This is a genomic window from Pantoea sp. Cr_R13, assembly GCF_029222565.1.
Taxonomy (GTDB): Bacteria; Pseudomonadota; Gammaproteobacteria; order Enterobacterales; family Enterobacteriaceae; genus Pantoea; species Pantoea eucalypti.
On the sequence record NZ_JARHXL010000009.1, the window covers coordinates 214,520 to 233,164 of the forward strand.

Genomic DNA, 18,645 nt, shown 5'->3' on the forward strand with positions numbered 1-18,645 from the left:
ATTTAGCTGTGCAACTATCGGGTGAAATCAGGACGGACTGTACGGGGTGGTGCACAATGGCGATCGATATGGCGCTGCTTGATGCTGTAGTCGCGGTAGCAAAAGCAGGAGGATTTCGGGAAGCGGCGCGCGTGACCGGAAGCAATGCCTCACGGCTGAGCGATGCGGTGCGCCGGGCAGAACAGCAACTGGGCATCCGACTGTTTCACCGCACCACCCGCACCGTCGTGTTAACCGAAGCGGGCAGGGCGCTGATGGAACGTCTGCTGCCTGCGATGAACGAAGTTAATGCTGCACTGGATGCGGTCAATCGCTACCGTAATACGCCAGGCGGGACGCTGCGTCTGAATGTCCCGGTTAGTGCCACCCGGCTGATTCTGCCCGCGCTGGTACCGGAATTTCTGCAGCGTTATCCTGATATCCGGCTGGAAATCGTTGCGGAAAGCAATGTGCAGGATGTATTTCGTGACGGCTGTGACGCCGGGATTCGCTACGATGAGCGGCTGGAGCAGGATACGGTGGTGATACCCATAGGCCCGCGTCTGCAGCGTTTCGCGCTGGCAGCCTCACCGGCCTATCTTGCTGAATATGGCCGCCCGGAACATCCACGCGATCTTATCCATCATCGTTGTCTGCGTGGTCGCTACGCCAGCGGCATCATGGCCGAGTGGGCCTTCAGCCGCGAGGGTGAGGAAATCAGTGTTGAAACCTGCGGGCCGCTGGTGGTCACCGTCGGGGGTGCTATGGATCTGGCGGTAGACGCGGCCATTGCCGGAAGCGGCATAATTTATCTGTTTGATGAGTGGCTCCGTCCAGCCCTGGACAGCGGCAAACTGGAACCGCTGCTGCAGACCTGGTGGCTGACTTTTTCCGGCCCGTGGCTCTACTACAGCGATCGGCGTCTGATTCCGGCGCCGCTTAAGGCTTTCATCGACTTTGTACGCGAAAAAAACGAGCGCGAAAAAACTCAGCCATACCAGCTGAAACCTTGCGGCACGCGTGAAAATCCGGCATGACGCAGCGCGTTAAGCAGCGATGACTGCGTAACGGGTTCCCCATCTACCGTTTCCAGGGTAAAACTCGCCGAATTATCCCGTTTCAGCGCTATGCCCAGCACCGCCACCGCCATCTGAAGCCGCGCGGAATCTTCAGTGAACGTCAGTAACTCTTTGCCCGCTGGGGTCAGATAAAGTATCAGCGCACCGCCTGCGATCACAACCCGGCCACCCTGACGACGGGTCGGGCGAATACCGCTGGCGTGGATCGGCCAGCTCAGCATTGCCCCAAAGGGATTAGCCGGGTCGAGTGCGCTGAGTGCTACGGCCTCTGTCAGCGTTTCCGGGTTATCTGCCAGCGCCCGAAGCCGCTCAATGGTCTGTTGGTCGGCAAACTGCGCACCGCCTGCCCCGGCGACAAACTGACCGCGCAGCAGCCGACCGGCATCTTCCATGCCACGTAAAACCGGCTGCAAAGCCGGAAATCCCCCGGGGATCTGTTCCGATACCGTGCAGCCACGGGTGATCACCCCATAACGGTCAAGCAGGTTTTCTGCCAGTGACAGGCCAAGCCGGGCAGACGTAATTTCCTGTCTGCGAATCCGCGACCAGCGACCCGCCAGCATATTAACCGCAGGCCGGCGGGCGGGAAGCGCGCCTGGAGATAAGCGCTGTCCAAATCGGGTGCGCAGAGATCGCGTTGGGCGCGAACGGGTCATGCCTGGTGTGGTCAGTAATCCTCGTACCGCAATCCAGCTGTCGGAACTGACGTAGCCCTGCCACACCAGCTGCCACAGGGCATCATTGATTTCAGTGGGATAGGTCTCCTCATTTTCCATCTGCGCCATGATTTCATGAACAAACCACGAGCCACCGCGGCTTAATGCGTCAATAGTTGCTTGTTGTATCGATGTAAGAGGCTGGGTTGTGTCAATGACCGGCAGCGTTTCATCAGCAAATTCAGTCAGGTGAAACGAGATCAGACCATCACTCTGGCCCAGTGCTTTATGTCCGCACCAGATTACTTCGCCATTGGCTAACAGTTCGTCGAGCATCGCAGGTTGATAGTCGACTATCCGGGCGCGCAAAATTTGTGACTCCCACAACGAGGCAGGCAACGGCACACCCGCCAGTTGCTCGATCACCCGTAATAGCCCGTCGGTGCCCGATAGTTCTTCACGCTGCGCGCTAAGCAAGCCGTGACGCTCCAGCAGCAGACTGACCCAGGCGGTGGGTGAAACAGGTCGGGTTGCTTCGCGTGCTGACTGCAGTGAACGTAAGCGCAGCCGTTTGAAGATGTCTGAGGAGACCCACTCTGTTTCCGATTTGTCCGCTGCCGAGCCCATATTCATCAGGCTGCCCTGCTGAAGCAAGGTAAACAGCACCTCATTCACTACGGCCACTCCCAGTCCAAAATGTGCAGCCAGCTGTTGAGCGTTAAATAGCGTATGGGTCCGTGCGTAGCGGTTAATCAGATCGTGTAGTGGAGCAGCTTGTGGTACCAGAAATGTCGAGGGCAGGTCATCAGGCAATACCACGGAAAGAGCATCGCGCAGGCGAGCCGCGTCTTCAATCACCGCCCAGCGCAGTTCACCCGCGAGGATAACCGGAATGATTCGCCGGGCCGCAGAAAACTGCGCCAGTGCTTCTTTAATCTGCGGATCGTTGCCGCTAAAACGTGCCGCGATATCATCAATGGAAAGCGGACCGAGGTCGCGGAGCAGGTCGATGATGTTTTCGGCATGCTGAGCGTGATAGCGGGTGTCGAGACGCTGCAATTCCTTTTCAACCTGTTCAACAACGTCAGGTGCCAGTAATTCACGCTTGCTGGTCTGGCCAAGCAGTTCACCCAGTAGATTACTGTCGAGCGCCAGCAATGACGCGCGCCGTTCTGCCTGAGGTGCATCGCTGGCATAGATAAACTCGGCGACATAGCCGAAAAGCAGTGGCGCAGCGAAAGGGGAGGGGTGTTCAGTCGTCACCTCTACCATTTTTATCTGGTCCAGAGCCAGCTTTTCCATGAGCTGGTGCAATGCAGGCAGATCGTAGACATCCTGTAGGCATTCGCGGGCGGTTTCGATCAGGATCGGGAAGTCGTCAAACTGACGGGCGACTTCCAGCAACTGACCTGCACGCAACCGCTGCTGCCAGAGCGGCGAACGCTTGCCCGGATTACGCCTTGGCAACAACAGCGCGCGCGAGGCACATTCCCGGAAGCGGGCGGCAAACAGCGCCGACTGGCCGACACTCTGAGTGACCTCCTGAGTAAGCGAGTCGGCATCGAACCGGAACAGGTCAGCGGCGGGTAAATGCCCCTCACTGGCAGGAAAGCGGGCTACAATGCCGTCATCGCTGGCCGCAACAGAGGCATCGATACCCATACGTTGCTGGATACGAGCAGCAATCGCCAGCGCCCAGGGCGCATTAACCCGTTTTCCCCACGGCGAATGCAGGATGACCCGCCAGTCGCCGATTTCATCACGGCAGCGTTCTATCAGCAACGTGCGATCATCCGGCACGACACCGGTAGCCGCGCGCTGTTCAGCCAGTAAAGTCAGCAGATTCGTTACTGCACGGGCATCGAGTCCCAGCGCGTGAAGCTGTTGCTGTGCATCGTCCGGTGATGCCGCGTTTAGCTGACGCAAAAACATTCCCAGACTTGCCCCCGAATCCGCCGAGCGACCCACGCCTTCTCCTCTCCAGAAGGGCAGACGAGCGGGACGACCAGGTGCGGGCACTACCTGCACCTGATCATGGGTAATCTTCTGGATTCGCCATGACGTCGCGCCCAGGGTAATGATGTCGTTGACCCGCGACTCATAAACCATCTCTTCATCCAGTTCGCCAACCCGGCGGGATCCCGCCTGTTCTTCACCTTCTGGCAGAATGACGCTGAACATACCGCGATCGGGAATGGTGCCGCCGCTGGTTACGGCCAGATGCTGCGCGCCAGGTCGTGCCGTGAGCATGCCACTCAGGCGATCCCATACCAGTTGCGGGCGCAGCTGAGCAAAGGCATCTGACGGAAATTTCCCCGCCAGCATATCGAGAGTGGCATCAAAGAGACGTCGTGACAGCGTGCGGAACGGATCAGCACGGCAGACCAGCGCATACCATTCGTCGGCCTGCAGGGGATCCATAGCGACGGCGGCCAGCGTCTGCTGCGCCAGGATATCGAGCGGGTTACGCGGCGGCGCCAGCGCATCCAGCTGACCCGCCCGCATCGACTCTATTATGACGGCGGAATCCAGCAGATCGCGTCGGGTGCGCGGAAACAGAATGCCGGTTGATACGCCGCCCACCTGATGTCCGGCGCGACCTACACGCTGCAGTGCACTGGCCACTGACAAAGGTGCGCCCACCTGGACTACCAGATCCACCGGCCCCATATCAATGCCAAGTTCCAGGCTAGACGTCGCCACCACGCATCGCAGTCTGCCCTGTTTCAGCGCGGCTTCAATCTCGCCTCGCTGTTCCTTCGAGACAGAACCATGGTGCGAGCGGGCAATAAGATCGTCGTCATCTGTGCGCTCTGCATTCTGAACCTCAGCCGTTGCCCGCTGCGCCAGATAGCGCGCATTGAGCCGTGCAGTCAGTTTCTCAGCCAGTCCTCGCGAATTCACGAATACCAGCGTAGCGCGATGGGCCATGACCTGCTGCAGAATGCGCGCTTCAATGTGCGGCCAGATCGATCCGCTGGCAGAGGTGACGTCATCTGTCAGGTTATCAGCGCTGGCAATGTCAGTCATATCCTCAACCGGCACCTCAATCGTCAGATGCAGCGTGCGATTGGCCGCTGGGTTTACCACCTGCACCGGCTGACAGCCGCCCAGGAAGGCCGCGACCCGTTCCACCGGCCGCACGGTGGCGGACAGGCCAATGCGCTGGGCGGGCTTCGGCAACAGCGCATCCAACCGTTCAAGGCTCAGTGCCAGCTGAGAACCGCGCTTTGATCCCGCGACTGCATGCACCTCATCGACTATCACCGTGGTCACGCCCTTCAGTGTCGTGCGCGCTTTTGACGTCAGCATCAGAAACAGCGATTCAGGTGTGGTGATCAGGATATCAGGCGGGCGACGCAATAATCTGGCGCGCTCAGTGCTGGGCGTATCGCCCGACCGCATGCCAATATTCAGTGTGATCTCGGGCTCATTCAGTGCCTGCCGCTCGGCGTAAACGCCTGCCAGCGGCAGATTCAGATTGCGCTGCACGTCGGCGGCCAGCGCTTTAACCGGAGAGATATAGAGTATGCGGGTAGTGGTTTCACGCGTGGGTGCTGGCTGGCTGGTTCTGACCTGAAACAGCGTGTCGATGGCGGTGAGGAAAGCCGCCAGTGTTTTTCCTGAGCCGGTAGGCGCGATGACCAGTGCATGTTCACCACGGGCAATCGCCTGCCAGGCCGCCTGCTGTACCGGAGTCGGCGCAGCAAACGCCCCTGAAAACCAGCGTCGGGTGGCGGGAGAAAACCTGGCTAATACGGTATCTGATTGGGATTTCAACATCATACTCACGGTATTACGCAACCACTGCGCCTGAAATTTATCCGTTGAGTGTAAGTGAAAATCACGGTTTCTGGATGACAAGGCAGATATCTGACCGCCGCGGGCGTCAGGAACTGGCCGCGCCGGCCGGAGCGCGACCTCTGACCGCCAGCAGCGACACCAGCGCCAGCACAATAATCGTCATGCCATAGCACCATGCGGTCTGATTCAAGCCGATATGGGGTGCAGCAATGCCTGCGGCAATGGCAGGCAGGGCAAAGGCAAGATAGCTTTTGATCAAAAAGGCGGCGAATAGCCCGGCACGCTCATGGCTTTCGGCTAACGGCATAATGATCTTCAGCACACTGGCGAAAATCGATCCAAAACCCTGACCCGCAATGGCGGTGCCTGCATAAAGCCAGACCACGCTATGCAGAGAAAGGCCCGTCAGGGTTACGCTGACACCCGTTATCAGCATCACAGTACCAATGACTAAGGCCCGTGCGGCGGGTAAAAGACGAAAAATAAACACCGCAGCCGTCGCGCTCAGCATCAGTGTCGCCACAATCGAGCCACCAATAAACGGCGATGTCAGGCCTGTTGCGTTCGCGACCATCGTGGGCATCAGTGACAGATAAAATCCGCCCAGCATCCAGGTCGCAATGTTAACCGGCGTCACTTTTAGCAACGGCCCCAGCGCGCGTCGCGGGATGCTGACCTGAGGGCGCAATGCGGCCAGGACGCCAGGCTGGGGTGCAATCGTTTCAGGTATCAGCGGTAACAGTGCAATAGCGACCAGCATCAGTAATAGCAGCAGCGCATAGAGCGTCACGGTAGGATAGGGCGCAAAAGTGACCAGGATTCCCCCTGCCAGCGTGCCCAGCGTCATTCCCAGAAAGGCGGTAATTGAGTTCAGAAGTGGACCGCGGGTTTTACTGGCGTCAATCAGGCTGGCACCAAAGGTCGGCAAGGCGATACCGGTAGCAAAGCCCTGCACCAGCCGGGCAGCAATTAAGGTTGTGGCAGAGCTGGCAGTCATGAAGATCACTAGCGCAACCGCATTGATCCCCAGCGCCATCAGCATTAGCGGACGGCGGCCGGTAAAGTCTGACACTTTACCCACCGTCAGTAGTGCTGCCAGCAACGCGAAAGCATAAGCGCCAAATATCAGCGTCAGCATGGTCGGCGTGAGGTCAAACAGGCTGCGATATAGCGGGTAAAGTGGCGTTGGCGCACTGCTGGTGGCTGAAATCAATGCCGCACCGGTAAAACTAAAAAGCGTGGTCCGGGTTGCGGCCTGAGGTGTCAATGCAGGATTCATGGAAATCACCTTAATGCAAAATATTAGCTTTTGCTAAGGTATACGGCTACCCGCGTCTTAATGCAATATCTTTGCTTTAACGATTCCTGCGATCGTTACCAGGGTGTGCCTGTGTGCTTTTGAGGAAGAGGACATGTTGAGAGCGCACATTGTTTTTTGCCAGCAGCAAAATAGCGTCGAATAAACTACTCTCATGACGCTCATCGATGAGTCTTTTATTTGTTTTGCGGGTTGTTTTACAACAACATTTGGGTGAGTCTCTCAGTGAATAATAATCAGGGAGTCAGAGTAATGAAAATAGCTGAGATCGACCATATTCATCTTTACGTTGAAAATATTGAGCAGGCAGAGACGTGGTATAACAAAGTCCTGGGCTTTTCCCGCGACAATGCACTCTATTTCTGGTTTGAACAGGGTGGACCGCTGGTTATAAGGAATAACCGGGCATCACTCTCTCTTTTTCTCAGAAGCACTCAGCTACCTGGTCATACCGTAGCCTTTTGCGTGGCAGCATCCTCATTCAGCGAACTCATCCCTGTTCTCAGAGACAATAAGATCCCATTCACCGTTAGTGACCACGCTGTGTCGATGTCCGTCTATTTTAGCGATCTCAGTGATAATAAAATTGAAATCACCTCATACGACTACGTTGATGCAAAGCAGATCCTTGAGCGCCTTGCATGACGCCATCGCTGCCTGGCTTACTAACAGGATCTACTGATCCTGAACAGCATTCAATAAAGTGTGTTCTTCAGGCGTTCAGGCAGTGCTTTGTCGTAGGCATCGCCATCAATTTCTGCAATCTGTTTAAGGATTGAGCCCGTGCTGGGCAGTGACTGGCGGGATATTTGCGTTTCGGCATCCCACAATCCGGAGCGGATAATCGCCCGGCTGCACTGAAAGAAAACACTCTGCACGCTAATGCGTAACACCGTTTTGGGGCGCTGGTTGTTGACGGCGAAGCGCTCAAGTAGCGCCGGATCGGTGCTGATCACCGCCGTGCCGTTAATACGTAATGTCTCACCAATACCAGGAATCAGAAAAAGCAACGCGACCCGATTGTCATGCAGAATATTACGCAGGCTGTCGATGCGGTTGTTGCCGCGCCTGTCGGGTAACAGCAGGGTTTTTTCATCGTCGATTTCAATAAATCCTGCCGGATCGCCGCGTGGAGAAACATCCAGACCCTCCGGCCCGGACGTTGCCAGCGCGACAAAAGGCGAGGCAGCAATAAAAGGCCGATAGGCGGGGTGAATGTGATCGGTCACCTTAGCAATTGAGGGCCTGGCAACCGACCCATAAAGATGCTCAAGTTCAGTCAGTTCAGTGATGATGTTGTGCTGCTCAGCCATTTTCATCGTCCTTTCATTGATAAATTTCCAGAATACTCACGACGATACGACACAGATCTTAAGTATGAAGCTAACGTCTGAAACGCGTCATAGAGTCCGGTTATCGCCGAGGAATAATAAACCGATACGTGCCGTAGTGTCAGCGACGAAATAATTTAATACCGGTCGTGTCTACATGTTTTTCATTCTCTGCCGATACCAGGAATACATTACAACCTTATTACAACCCTTCATGAGACTCGCCAGTGAAAATTTCAACTCGACTGTATACCGGCTTTGGCCTGCTCATTTTGCTGTTTATTCTTTGCAGCGGAATTGCGTTACATGCCCTCAGCAGTGCCCGTAATGGCATGAATGATGTGGTCAATGTAAAGATGAAACGCTATCAGATGGTACTCGACATGCGCGGCAGCTTGCGTGACATGGGCATTGCGGTGCGCAACATGGCGCTACTGACCGATACCAAAGCAATGGAGCCGGAGTGGAAACGGTTACTGGCCCAAAAGGCAATTTATATCACTAACCGTGAGAAGCTGGCCCGCATGATGGATGATGCGACGCCCGCTGCGCGCCGGGCTTTCGATAAAAGTTTGTCTGCCGAAAAAGCGACGCTCGACTCACTTGAGCAGGCTGGCCGGTTGGGGCTGGAGAATAAGTCGCAGGAAGCCACTACCTATCTTCTGACGGTGACTCGCCCCGCACAGCGTACTCTGCTTGATGCACTTAATACCCTTTCAACGATTCAGAGTGAGGAGGGGCAAAAAGCAGTGATAATGAGCAGCGACTCCTCGGCGCGTACTGGCTTCACGCTGATGATTCTGGCGGGCATTTCCATCCTGCTGGCTCTGGCGACCTGTCTGTTCACTGTCCGCACGCTCATGCGTCAATTGGGCGGTGAACCCGCTCAGGCTCAGGTGCTTGCTGCCGCTATCGCCTCTGGCGACCTGACGACGACGGTGGCATTGCGTCGCGGTGATACCCAAAGCCTGCTGGCTTCACTGGATAGTATGCAGACCAATCTGCGTGAACTGGTCTCCCGCATCAAAGAATCTGCAGGCTCTGTCGCGCTGGCGGCGGATGAGATTTCCCGTGGCAACAGCGAGTTGTCTTCGCGCACTGAAGAGCAGGCGGCGGCATTGCAGGAAACGGCTGCCAGCATGGAGCAGCTTACCGCCACGGTGAAGAGTAATACGCTGGGTGCACAGCAGACAGCCGGCTCGGCCCGTGAAACCGCATCACTGGCACGCAGCGGTGAAAATGATGTTCATCAGATGTCCGAGACCATGAATGGTATCTCACTCAGTGCTGCAAAAATTCGCGATATCACCAGCGTAATCGAAGGTATCGCTTTCCAGACCAATATCCTGGCACTGAACGCGGCCGTTGAAGCCGCAAGGGCGGGAGAAGATGGACGTGGATTTGCGGTTGTGGCGGGTGAAGTCCGTTCGCTTGCGCAGCGAAGCGCGACCGCAGCACGGGATATCAAATCACTGATTGAGCAGACTGTTGGTCAGGTAGAGCAGGGCGTCTCGGTGGCAGCCGGAACCGGCCAGAGCATTCTGAAGATTGTCGGCATGGTAAGTGAACTGGCTGAAGCGATGGATAATATTTCCCTCTCCTCATCTGAGCAGATGCAGGGCATTTCTCAGGTCAGCATCGCCGTGAGTCAGATGGATGGTGTGACTCAAAATAACGCCGCGCTGGTAGAAGAGTCTTCGTCAGCGTCTCAATCGCTCTCTGAACAAGCCCATGCGCTGCGTGGCATGGTCGATTCGTTTCGTGTTCACAGTGCAGCTTAATTGTCAGGCGTAACAAATAAACGGACGCGAGCAACAGGTACGTCCTTTTTTTGATTGCAGATTAACGTCATCGATCCAGCGTGCTCGCCTCAGTCGGGCCACAATTCCACGTGTTTATCGGGCTCAGAAGCGTCGTAAAAGTTGGTGTCAGAAAGGGCTGCTGCTATAAAAGGGTATCTGATCAGTACCTAAAAGGAGCGCAGGATGGTCTGGGAATCAGAGCGATTACTTTACAGATTTACCCTTCGTGAGGATCTTGACGACCTCTTCAGAATCTATGGTGACCCTGAAACACATAAGTACAATCCACGAGGTCCCTGGCCTGACAGGGAATATGCTGTGCAGGCTATGGAGCGCATACAGGAGAGTTATCGGGACCAGGGTTTTGGCGACTGGACGATATTTGAAAAAGCGCATCCGGAAAAAATCATTGGTTTTGGTGGCGTATTCCGAAGCCAGTTCGATGGCCGTCAGACCAATAATCTCGGATATCGGTTTGAGCCCGCGGCATGGGGAAAAGGGTATGCCACAGAGCTTTCCCGCAGAGCTATTCGTTATGGGTTTGAGGAAGCCGGACTCAGCATTATCACCGGTGTAACGCGCGAAAACCACCTGGCTTCACAGCGGGTGTTGGAGAAAGCGGGCTTAACCTTTTTTAAAAGAGTCGAGGATGCAGAGGGCTTGCCTGCCAGCCTGATGTACACCCTCAGCCGATCCGACTGGATTGCGGCGGGCAACACTGTCGCTAAACCTGTCTGATTCTTCTTCATATCACCGGGCGTGGTCAAATCTGCGCCATCTTTTCGTATCTGGCGTCTTTAAAGCACCGCTAATCCCGCGATTGACCCTCCGCAGCATGAATTATTTTATTCACCTTATTCCGGGGAGGATTTATGGATATTCGAACAATTTTTATTTCAGCGGTAATGGCAGTCAGTCTTTTATGGATAGGGGCATCGGATAACTCATCGTCCCATCTCACTTCAGAGCCGGTCAGTTCAGTCCTGAGTAAAATTCAGCCCTGATCAGACCTCGCCTGATAGCACACTTTAACGCCTGTTCAGCCTGAGATGCGGTACACTGTCAAATTCCGTTAACGCAATTTTGTTGCTTTAACTGTGACGTTATCACTGACAAAAGCGGGAGAAAGATGGCACGGGAAATGATTCGTCAGGGTGGGCGCAGCGCACGTATTCAGGCGGAAGTGCATAACACCGTCAATCGATTACTGGAAACCGTTGACCGTTCGGCTATTACCGTTCCGATGATCGCCGAACAGGCAGGCGTAACGCCCTCTACAATTTATCGACGCTGGGGTGATCTGGCCCAGTTGCTGGCAGATGTCGCAGTAGCGCGGATGCGGCCAATCGCCGAACCGGAAGATACCGGATCGATGATCAGCGACCTTACTGTGTTCCTCCAGCAATACGCTGAAGAGATGTCGTCTAAAGTCGGTCGTGAACTGCTTGCCGATGTGATTGGCAGTCATGCTGAAGAAGCCAGCCAGAAGTGCTGTGGATTCACCTATCAGCATCTGGAGACCCTGAACACCCGCGCACGTGAACGCGGCGAACCCGGCTTTGATGTTGATCGCATGGTTGATGTGGCCGTGGCTCCCGTTATGTTCCACATTCTGTTCGGTGATCGCGATATTTCATCAGCCTACTGTTCTTCGCTGATTCAGCAGGCATTTAGTCAGGCCTCTGGCGCTGAACAAAGGGCAGGGCAGCTTCCGTGATGAGATGCTCCAGCAGCATACGTGCCGGATCGTTGCCCTGATCTGAGCGGGCCAGCGCGATTCCCAGATAGCCGGGTTGTGGCAACCGGTGTGACTCCGTCACCAGCTTTTCTGGCATACCTGCGCGGGTGCGCAGGGTTATACCCAGCCCGGCCTGAACTGCCGCCCAGATCCCGCTAAGACTGTGACTGGTGAAAACGATCCGCCATGGAATGCCTGCCTTATCCAGTGCCTGGGTGGCGCGCGTTCGCATCACGCAGGGCGCATCAAATGCCACCAGCGGCAGCGCTTCGCCGCGCCACAGAAACCCTGCCAGATCAAATGCCGGATGCTGAATCCAGGCTAACGGACATTGACCAATCAACTGTGTGCCAGTCTGCTGCTCCGCCTGCCAGAGCAGCGCCAAATCCAGCTCATGACACGCCAGCGCCGTGTGTAGTGGCTGATTTCTGTCGACGCGAGCGGTCAGTCTCACTTCCGGATGCTGGCGATTAAATGCGCCGAGAATGGCAGGCATCAACGCCTCGCCAAAATCCTCCTGCATGCCAATACGTATTTCACCCTGTAACGCCTCGCCCTTCACTGCCCGCAATGCCTCATCGTTCAGTGACAGCAGCCGTCTGGCGTAACTCATAAGCTGTTCACCACTTCGTGTCAGCTGGAGATGCCGCCCTTTTTTCAGCACCAGCGCCGTGCCGCATTGCTGCTCCAGTTTCTTGAGTTGCGCACTGACAGCCGACGTTGATCGGCAGAGATGCTGAGCTGCCAGCGCGAAGCTGCCAGCATCGATGCCAGCAACGAAACTGCGCAGCGCATCCATATCCAGTGACTCTGGTAGTTTATTCATTATCGTCCTGCAAACGCGGATGGTGAATGCTGATTAATTTGATTTTCAGGATTGAGACTATGAATAACACTCTCTCTGACCACTGAGGAGTGTGCAATGAAAAATTCACTGGATCGGGAAACACTGGCGCAACGCGCGCCAAAACTGGCCGAACTGACACAGCAGCTGCTGTTTGGTGATATCTGGCAACGTCATTTGTTATCACCACGTGAACGCAGCCTGCTGACGCTGGCAACGTTAACCGCGATGGGGCGCGTTCAGCAGCTGCCGTGGCATATCGATTTTGCCCGTCAGAACGGGCTGACACAGGATGAGTTGGTGGAGAGCTTTACACATCTGGCGTTTTACGCTGGCTGGCCCGCCGCCGTCACCGCGCTGGGCTATCTGGAGGATAACTGCTGATGCCATTCACCCGAATGACGTTGCGTCAGGGCTACAGCGATGCGGCACTGAATACGATTTCAACATTACTCCAGAAAGCACTGGTGACGGAGTTTGACGTGCCTGAGCATGATTGCTTTCAGGTGATTGAGATGTTGCCAGCCTGTCAGCGGGTATTTGACATTCACTATCTCAGTGGCGGGCGCAGCGACAATTTCGTGCTGTTTCAGGTGACAGCAGGCCGACCGCGATCCCGGGATCAGAAGCAACGGTTTTATCATGCCCTTTGCGCGGCGCTGCAGGTGGAAATGGCGATCGATCCTGATGATGTCATGATCATTATTCAGTTTAACAGCACCGAAGAGTGGAGCTTCAGCGGTGGCCGGATGCTGGCACAGGAGCCGTTATGATTATCATGCACTACCGTTTTACCCTGCCTGCGGACTACGATATGGGCATCATTGAACAGCGCATCAGGCTAAACGGTGCCCGTCTGGATGGCTTTCCGGGGCTGGTGGCGAAGGCGTATCTCTGGGCCTGCCGTGATGATGGCGGACTGAATGAAAACCGTTATGCGCCCATCTATTTCTGGCGGGAGGCGAGTGGTATGCAGCGTTTCCTGCAAAGTCCTGGCTTCGCGACGCTGGTCAGAGATTTTGGCTGGCCGATCATCGAAAGCTGGCTGGCACTGGAAGGACAGAACCATCTTCCGAATCTGGCCGACGCCCGGTTTATGACGCTGAATCGCTGGACGATCCCCCGGCATTCGGACCTGACTACACTGCCACTGACGGCAGGCTTAAATGCCTGGGATGTGACCCGCTGGCAGGGATTAAGCATTGACGCGTCACAGCAGCGTTCCGCAAACCAACAGGCGGTCTATCGCATCGGTTATCTGGCGCGGGGTTCCGCTGCTGCTGATCTTCAGCTGTAAAACTCGGGTGCCTGATGCCTGTTACTCAGAGGGCAAAAATGGCCTCGATCTCTATGCGCAGGTCAGCGGAGAAAAGTCCGTTGACCTGGACCAGCGAACTGGCAGGCAGATGTCCACCATAATTACGGTAAAGTACTTCTCTCAGCGCGGTGATCTCAGTGAAAGAGGTGACAAATATTGTGACCTTGAGCAGTGCGGCAAGCGACGTTTGCTCTGCGGCGGCAATATGCCTGAGCTGATCAAAAATTGCCTCTGCCTGTTCAGCCATATCGCCCTGCTGAGCGGGTGTGCCAGCCGCAGTCAGCCCTGAAACATACAGTGTGTTGCCATGCTTAACGGCATGCACATAAGGTGCTTTTACTTCGCCCAGTTCTGCGTAATTTTTGCGTTCTGGCAGACTCATCTTTTTTCCTCAATGATTCGATCATTACATAATTACACCCGCCGGAAATCAGCGCGTCAGCAGTTGCTGGCAGGCTGCATTATCCTGGGCGGCGCGCTGTTGATCATCCGTCGTCAGTTGCTGCCAGCGGCCAATCACACGATTTCCCAGCGAGGGCTTATAAGTCACTTTTTGTAGCGCATAGTCAGAATTGCCGCCTTCTATCACGTTGCGCATCTGCGTATCAAGCGGCTGCGCACTGTGATGATCGATCGCGCAGAACACCGCGACGTAATACGCTTTATCCTCCTCACTGTCGTGCGGGATCAACCACCAGCCAGTCAGAGCCAGGATCAGCAGCAGCGGGAGAATATATTTTACCTTCGCCATTATAGTCACCGGTTGTATGCAGTTCAGTCAGCCGGGTATGGCCAGACGCAGGGCGCGTATCCTGCCACAGATTCTGGCCAACGTTAACCCTGCATCACCGGTGTTGGGGCAATGTTCAGATGGCTGGCGCGTCGATCAGCGTTGCACTGATCTGTGCACCTGGCATCATCTGCTCTAATCCTGAGATCAAATCGTCACTGGCCTGTTGCAGCGCAATGAGCGGCATAGCCGGAAGGCTTTCCAGGATAAACCACATCTGGCGTGCACTGGCATCCAGTCTGGTCCGCACACCCTGACGCCAGTTCCAGCGGCGGCAGGTTACGCCCTGATCGTCTCGCCAGATCACTTCGCCTGGTTCCGGTGACTCGTCAACCACCTCGCCCTCTTTAATGGTATCGAACCGTTCACTGCCGTCAGCAATCACCAGACGCGGCGCGCCAATATAAGCCGCAATATTTTCGCCTCCAACTGGCAGGGCGTAGCGAATGCTGATGGCATTGTAGAGATCGACAACCGGATCGATAGCAGGCAATACGCCATCCCGCAGCACGCGCTTACGCAATGCTTCAGCAGAACAGGGAGTGCGTTTCGCTTTGTCACCAAAGGCTTTGAAGACCTCTGCCCAGGCTGCCAGATGCGCATCTGCCCAGGCCACATCATCCTGCAACACCTGCTGGCAGGCTCTTCTCAATGCTTCGCTGGCGACCTCAGGTCGTGTTATCGGCGTAGCGTCTACCACAATGCTCATGGCACGAAAGCCAGGGGCGAGCGCGAGAACCGCGGGCTCGATTGACGGATGAACAGATAACATCGGATACTCTCTCATTGACTAATTTATTCCATAGTAATGACCGATGACCAAAAAAGTCAATATAACGACCGATGCGGGCGCTGATGTTGCCAGTGTTAATCAGGCTGTCTCAGAGAGCATCAAAAGATGGCGTAAAAGCCAGAAACTCTCACTGGATGCGTTATCGCATCGTGCAGGGATCAGTAAAGGGATGCTGGTTGAAATTGAAAAAGGCGCCGCCAATCCCAGCATTGCCATCCTCTGCAAAGTGGCTGCTGCACTGGGCGTCTCAGTGGCGGATATCGTCAATGTCTCGCATGCACCCGACGCCTGGCTGATTGAGAACAGCGAAATGCCCGTGCTGTGGCAGGGTGAGCAGGGCGGAACTGCGCAGCTGCTGGCGGGTACACGCGGACCCGATATGATCGAGCTATGGCGCTGGAAAATGTTTGCGGGCGAGGTTTTCAGCTCCACTGGTCACTCTTCGGGCACGCTCGAACTGCTGCACGTCGATCAGGGCACACTGGCATTAACCGTGGGTGAGCAGACAATGGTGGTGCAGCAAGGGTGTGCGGCGGTGGCGCGTACAGATATGTCGCATTCTTATGCCAGTGCCGATCACCAGCCGGTTATTTTCACCATGACGGTGGCCGAACTGCAGCGTTAAAAACGCTCGTCTGCAGCTGTTGCTTCGCCGGGAAACGCCAGCAGCAGCGTTTTCAGCAGTCTTTCCAGTTCGGCACGCTCTGATGCGTCCAGCGGCGCCAGCACCGCCGCCTGCGCGGCGGTGTGGACACGAAGTGCATCCTCAATCTGCTGCTGACCGTGCGGGGTCAGCCCAACCAGCATGCTGCGCTTATCATCCGGTGCAGCCACACGTTCAATCAGATGCTGCTGTTCCAGCCGGTTCAGCCGATTTGTCATCGCGCCGGAGGTTACCAGCAGCGCCTGATAAAGTTGCGTGGGCGACAGACGATAAGGCGAGCCCGCCCGCCGCAGCGTGGCCAGTACATCAAACTCCCCCTCCTGAAAACCAAATGGCTCCAGTGCCTGACTGCGCGCTTTCGCCAGATGTTTCATCAGACGCAGCACTCTGCCGAAGATGCGCATGGAAGAAGCATCAAGATCGGGCATCGCGTTGTCCCATTGGCTGACAACGAAATCAATATGGTCATGCATAAATCACCTGTAAATACTGGGGTTATGTTGTCGGGTTGTGCTGCACCTCTTAACAAGGTGAGGTATTTATCTTAACGTTAAGATAAATGGTGGCAGCCCAATGCTGTCATCGTCAATCCTCTGCCAGAGTGTCAACGATGAAAAATAATCTCTTCCCCATTCTGTTTGCTGTGATCGTCTTTCTTATCGGCCTAAACCTGCGTCCGATGCTGGCTATTATCGGCCCGCTGTTTCCGGTGTTGCAACAGCAGGCTGGACTGTCAGCTACCTCGTTAAGTCTTCTGACCACGTTGCCGGTGGCGATGATGGGTCTGGCGGCACTTTCCGGGCCGTGGCTGATCGTCCGTATTGGGCCGGTGATGGGCATCGCCTCGGGTTTGCTTCTTCTGACGGCGGCCTGTCTGTGGCGCGGCGTAAACCTGACCTCTGCTCAGTTGATGCTCACTGCGCTGGCGGGTGGCGCAGGAATTGGTGTCATTCAGGCGCTGATGCCTGCCCTGATTCGGCAGCGCTTTACAGCCGCCGCGGCGACGCTGATGGCGCTGTTCAGCACAGGCATTATGGCGGGAGCGGCTCTGACTGCGGCGAGTGCTGAGCCGCTTTTTACCCTGTTGGGCCTGCAACCCGCACTGGCACTCTCCGGAGGATTAGCGCTGGTGACGCTGCTGATCTGGCTGTCCTCGGTCAGGCGGTCGCCGCAGGTGAGTGTGGCGGTTGATGAAGCGATTCTGCCTGTGCGGCGCACACTGCTACTGATGCTCTTTTTTGGCATTGGCACCGGGGCCTACACGCTGGTACTGGCCTGGCTGCCGCCATTCTATATACAGCTGGGCTGGAGTGCGCGTCACAGCGGATATCTGCTCGCCGCGCTGACCTTAACCGAAGTGGTGGCAGGATTTATAGTCTCGGCGACGTTACATCGCTTTTCCGACCGGCGTCCTTTGCTGCTTGGCGTGCTGACACTGTTACTGGCGGGGCTGCTGAGCCTGGTGTTCTACCCGAACACGATGCCGGTACTCTCTGTGTTGCTGCTGGGTACGGGAATCGGCGCACTCTTTCCGCTGTCACTGATTGTCACGCTGGATCATGCGCGCAACGCCAGAGAGGCAGGCATTCTGCTGTCACGCGTTCAGGGTGGCGGATACCTGATTGCAGCACTGATGCCGCTGGTGGCTGGCTGGGTGCGCGACAGTGGTGCATCACTGACGCAGGCCTGGGTGATCATGAGTGCTGGCGTAATGGTGTTAATGCTGATTGCCCGGCGATTCAGGCCGCAGAACAGCGCAGCCTGATTAAATGCGTTGCCGAACAATGGCAATCTGGCATGCTGAGCGTAAAACTTTGTATCAGGAGTGCAGCATGAAAGTTATTGGTTTGTTAGGCGGTATGTCATGGGAGTCAACTGCACTCTATTACCGCATACTCAATCAGCAGGTTAAACGGCGGCTGGGCGGTCTGCACTCGGCGGAGCTGGTACTTTATAGTGTTGATTTCCAGCATATCGAGCAACTTCAGGCTGCGGGCGAGTGGCAGCAGGCGGGCGAGATACTGGCTGATGCAGCACGTAATCTGGAAAGGGCGGGTGCGCAATTCATCGTGCTCTGTACCAACACCATGCATAAAGTGGCCGCGCAAATCAGCGCCGCCACAGACATCCCGCTACTGCATATTGCTGACGCCACCGGACGGCGCATTCAGCAGGCTGGCGTGCATAAGGTCGGGTTACTGGCGACGCGATTCACCATGGAACAGGATTTCTATCGCGGGCGACTGCATGAGCAGTTTGGTCTTGAAGTGATCACGCCTGATGAAGCGGATCGCCTGTTTGTGCACGAGGTGATTTACCATGAGCTTTGCCTGGGTGAAATCAATCCCGCCTCGCGTCGTCGTTACAGGGAGATCATGCAGCAGCTGGTAGCACAAGGGGCCGAGGCCATTATTCTGGGCTGCACCGAAATTACCTTGCTGGTTGATGCTACAGATGCCAGCGTGCCGCTATTTGATACCACGCTCATCCATGCTGAAGAGGCCGTTATCCAGGCTCTCTCTTAACGCT

At 55.8% G+C, this 18,645-nt stretch carries 19 protein-coding genes; 11 read left to right on the forward strand and 8 right to left on the reverse strand.

Features of this window, described 5'->3' with window-relative positions; all coding sequences use genetic code 11:
• Positions 1-56 precede the first annotated feature (56 nt).
• Complete coding sequence (locus P2R09_RS04970) at positions 57-1,016, forward strand: LysR family transcriptional regulator (RefSeq protein WP_275767645.1); 960 nt, start codon at positions 57-59, stop codon at positions 1,014-1,016.
• Here the strand turns inward: P2R09_RS04970 and P2R09_RS04975 are convergent.
• Both P2R09_RS04975 and P2R09_RS04980 read right to left on the reverse strand, forming a co-directional pair.
• Positions 968-5,500, reverse strand: coding sequence for an ATP-dependent helicase (locus P2R09_RS04975; RefSeq protein ID WP_345799221.1), 4,533 nt, complete (start codon positions 5,498-5,500; stop codon positions 968-970). The two genes, P2R09_RS04970 and P2R09_RS04975, sit on opposite strands and share 49 nt — an antisense overlap.
• A gap of 103 nt (positions 5,501-5,603) precedes the next feature.
• A complete protein-coding gene (locus tag P2R09_RS04980; RefSeq protein ID WP_275767649.1) occupies positions 5,604-6,797 on the reverse strand; it encodes an MFS transporter in 1,194 nt (397 codons plus the stop codon).
• A 291-nt stretch (positions 6,798-7,088) separates the two neighbouring features.
• Here P2R09_RS04980 and P2R09_RS04985 point away from each other — a divergent pair, with 291 nt between their 5' ends.
• On the forward strand, positions 7,089-7,481 hold the full coding sequence (locus P2R09_RS04985; protein ID WP_275767651.1) for a VOC family protein: 393 nt from the start codon (positions 7,089-7,091) through the stop codon (positions 7,479-7,481).
• 50 nt (positions 7,482-7,531) lie between these two features.
• Here the strand turns inward: P2R09_RS04985 and P2R09_RS04990 are convergent, their stop codons facing one another.
• On the reverse strand, positions 7,532-8,149 hold the full coding sequence (locus P2R09_RS04990) for a pyridoxamine 5'-phosphate oxidase family protein (RefSeq protein WP_110411983.1): 618 nt from the start codon (positions 8,147-8,149) through the stop codon (positions 7,532-7,534).
• Positions 8,150-8,394: 245 nt separating this feature from the next.
• Here P2R09_RS04990 and P2R09_RS04995 point away from each other — a divergent pair, with 245 nt between their 5' ends.
• The 3 genes from P2R09_RS04995 (at position 8,395) to P2R09_RS05005 (ending at position 11,686) form a co-directional block, all read left to right on the forward strand.
• On the forward strand, positions 8,395-9,948 hold the full coding sequence (locus tag P2R09_RS04995) for a methyl-accepting chemotaxis protein (RefSeq protein WP_275767654.1): 1,554 nt from the start codon (positions 8,395-8,397) through the stop codon (positions 9,946-9,948).
• Between the two features lie 204 nt (positions 9,949-10,152).
• Positions 10,153-10,707 (forward strand): GNAT family N-acetyltransferase, encoded by a 555-nt coding sequence (locus P2R09_RS05000; RefSeq protein WP_275767656.1) that lies wholly within the window; start codon positions 10,153-10,155, stop codon positions 10,705-10,707.
• A 391-nt stretch (positions 10,708-11,098) separates the two neighbouring features.
• Positions 11,099-11,686 (forward strand): TetR/AcrR family transcriptional regulator, encoded by a 588-nt coding sequence (locus P2R09_RS05005; protein ID WP_275767658.1) that lies wholly within the window; start codon positions 11,099-11,101, stop codon positions 11,684-11,686.
• Here P2R09_RS05005 and P2R09_RS05010 read toward each other — a convergent pair.
• Positions 11,640-12,533 carry a LysR substrate-binding domain-containing protein gene (locus tag P2R09_RS05010; protein ID WP_275767660.1) on the reverse strand — a complete coding sequence of 298 codons (894 nt, stop codon included), beginning with the start codon at positions 12,531-12,533 and terminating at the stop codon, positions 11,640-11,642. The genes P2R09_RS05005 and P2R09_RS05010 overlap by 47 nt on opposite strands.
• A 96-nt stretch (positions 12,534-12,629) precedes the next feature.
• On the opposite strand from P2R09_RS05010, the gene P2R09_RS05015 reads away from it, so the two are divergent.
• From P2R09_RS05015 to P2R09_RS05025, 3 genes are read left to right on the forward strand one after another with little or no spacing between them, the layout of a single operon-like run.
• Positions 12,630-12,935 (forward strand): carboxymuconolactone decarboxylase family protein, encoded by a 306-nt coding sequence (locus tag P2R09_RS05015; protein WP_039661740.1) that lies wholly within the window; start codon positions 12,630-12,632, stop codon positions 12,933-12,935.
• Positions 12,935-13,324, forward strand: coding sequence for a tautomerase family protein (locus P2R09_RS05020; protein WP_275767664.1), 390 nt, complete (start codon positions 12,935-12,937; stop codon positions 13,322-13,324). The genes P2R09_RS05015 and P2R09_RS05020 overlap by 1 nt, the downstream gene beginning before the upstream one ends.
• A complete protein-coding gene (locus P2R09_RS05025; RefSeq protein WP_275767666.1) occupies positions 13,321-13,848 on the forward strand; it encodes a DUF4865 family protein in 528 nt (175 codons plus the stop codon). The genes P2R09_RS05020 and P2R09_RS05025 overlap by 4 nt, the downstream gene beginning before the upstream one ends.
• A 25-nt stretch (positions 13,849-13,873) precedes the next feature.
• Here P2R09_RS05025 and P2R09_RS05030 read toward each other — a convergent pair whose 3' ends face one another.
• The 3 genes from P2R09_RS05030 to P2R09_RS05040 form a co-directional block, all read right to left on the reverse strand.
• Positions 13,874-14,251, reverse strand: a complete 378-nt coding sequence (locus tag P2R09_RS05030) for a RidA family protein (protein WP_275767668.1) — start codon at positions 14,249-14,251, stop codon at positions 13,874-13,876.
• 48 nt (positions 14,252-14,299) lie between these two features.
• A complete protein-coding gene (locus P2R09_RS05035) occupies positions 14,300-14,620 on the reverse strand; it encodes a hypothetical protein (protein ID WP_275767670.1) in 321 nt (106 codons plus the stop codon).
• 115 nt (positions 14,621-14,735) lie between these two features.
• Positions 14,736-15,431, reverse strand: coding sequence for a B3/4 domain-containing protein (locus tag P2R09_RS05040; RefSeq protein ID WP_275767672.1), 696 nt, complete (start codon positions 15,429-15,431; stop codon positions 14,736-14,738).
• Between the two features lie 43 nt (positions 15,432-15,474).
• Between P2R09_RS05040 and P2R09_RS05045 the strand changes: the two genes are divergently transcribed.
• Positions 15,475-16,077, forward strand: a complete 603-nt coding sequence (locus tag P2R09_RS05045; protein ID WP_275767674.1) for a helix-turn-helix transcriptional regulator — start codon at positions 15,475-15,477, stop codon at positions 16,075-16,077.
• Here P2R09_RS05045 and P2R09_RS05050 read toward each other — a convergent pair.
• Positions 16,074-16,589 carry a MarR family transcriptional regulator gene (locus P2R09_RS05050; RefSeq protein ID WP_275767676.1) on the reverse strand — a complete coding sequence of 172 codons (516 nt, stop codon included), beginning with the start codon at positions 16,587-16,589 and terminating at the stop codon, positions 16,074-16,076. The genes P2R09_RS05045 and P2R09_RS05050 overlap by 4 nt on opposite strands.
• 137 nt (positions 16,590-16,726) lie before the next feature.
• Between P2R09_RS05050 and P2R09_RS05055 the strand changes: the two genes are divergently transcribed.
• Positions 16,727-17,881 (forward strand): MFS transporter, encoded by a 1,155-nt coding sequence (locus P2R09_RS05055; RefSeq protein WP_275767678.1) that lies wholly within the window; start codon positions 16,727-16,729, stop codon positions 17,879-17,881.
• Between the two features lie 67 nt (positions 17,882-17,948).
• Positions 17,949-18,641 (forward strand): aspartate/glutamate racemase family protein, encoded by a 693-nt coding sequence (locus P2R09_RS05060; protein WP_275767680.1) that lies wholly within the window; start codon positions 17,949-17,951, stop codon positions 18,639-18,641.
• The last annotated feature ends 4 nt before the right edge of the window (positions 18,642-18,645 follow it).

Excerpts from the sequence above, each read along its gene's own strand:
- P2R09_RS04970 (WP_275767645.1), top strand. The coding sequence starts at position 57 with ATGGCGATCGATATGGCGCTGCTTGATGCTGTAGTCGCGGTAGCAAAA.
- P2R09_RS04975 (WP_345799221.1), bottom strand. The coding sequence starts at position 5,500 with ATGATGTTGAAATCCCAATCAGATACCGTATTAGCCAGGTTTTCTCCC.
- P2R09_RS04980 (WP_275767649.1), bottom strand. The coding sequence starts at position 6,797 with ATGAATCCTGCATTGACACCTCAGGCCGCAACCCGGACCACGCTTTTT.
- P2R09_RS04985 (WP_275767651.1), top strand. The coding sequence starts at position 7,089 with ATGAAAATAGCTGAGATCGACCATATTCATCTTTACGTTGAAAATATT.
- P2R09_RS04990 (WP_110411983.1), bottom strand. The coding sequence starts at position 8,149 with ATGGCTGAGCAGCACAACATCATCACTGAACTGACTGAACTTGAGCAT.
- P2R09_RS05000 (WP_275767656.1), top strand. The coding sequence starts at position 10,153 with ATGGTCTGGGAATCAGAGCGATTACTTTACAGATTTACCCTTCGTGAG.
- P2R09_RS05005 (WP_275767658.1), top strand. The coding sequence starts at position 11,099 with ATGGCACGGGAAATGATTCGTCAGGGTGGGCGCAGCGCACGTATTCAG.
- P2R09_RS05010 (WP_275767660.1), bottom strand. The coding sequence starts at position 12,533 with ATGAATAAACTACCAGAGTCACTGGATATGGATGCGCTGCGCAGTTTC.
- P2R09_RS05015 (WP_039661740.1), top strand. The coding sequence starts at position 12,630 with ATGAAAAATTCACTGGATCGGGAAACACTGGCGCAACGCGCGCCAAAA.
- P2R09_RS05020 (WP_275767664.1), top strand. The coding sequence starts at position 12,935 with ATGCCATTCACCCGAATGACGTTGCGTCAGGGCTACAGCGATGCGGCA.
- P2R09_RS05025 (WP_275767666.1), top strand. The coding sequence starts at position 13,321 with ATGATTATCATGCACTACCGTTTTACCCTGCCTGCGGACTACGATATG.
- P2R09_RS05030 (WP_275767668.1), bottom strand. The coding sequence starts at position 14,251 with ATGAGTCTGCCAGAACGCAAAAATTACGCAGAACTGGGCGAAGTAAAA.
- P2R09_RS05035 (WP_275767670.1), bottom strand. The coding sequence starts at position 14,620 with ATGGCGAAGGTAAAATATATTCTCCCGCTGCTGCTGATCCTGGCTCTG.
- P2R09_RS05040 (WP_275767672.1), bottom strand. The coding sequence starts at position 15,431 with ATGTTATCTGTTCATCCGTCAATCGAGCCCGCGGTTCTCGCGCTCGCC.
- P2R09_RS05045 (WP_275767674.1), top strand. The coding sequence starts at position 15,475 with ATGACCAAAAAAGTCAATATAACGACCGATGCGGGCGCTGATGTTGCC.
- P2R09_RS05050 (WP_275767676.1), bottom strand. The coding sequence starts at position 16,589 with ATGCATGACCATATTGATTTCGTTGTCAGCCAATGGGACAACGCGATG.
- P2R09_RS05055 (WP_275767678.1), top strand. The coding sequence starts at position 16,727 with ATGAAAAATAATCTCTTCCCCATTCTGTTTGCTGTGATCGTCTTTCTT.
- P2R09_RS05060 (WP_275767680.1), top strand. The coding sequence starts at position 17,949 with ATGAAAGTTATTGGTTTGTTAGGCGGTATGTCATGGGAGTCAACTGCA.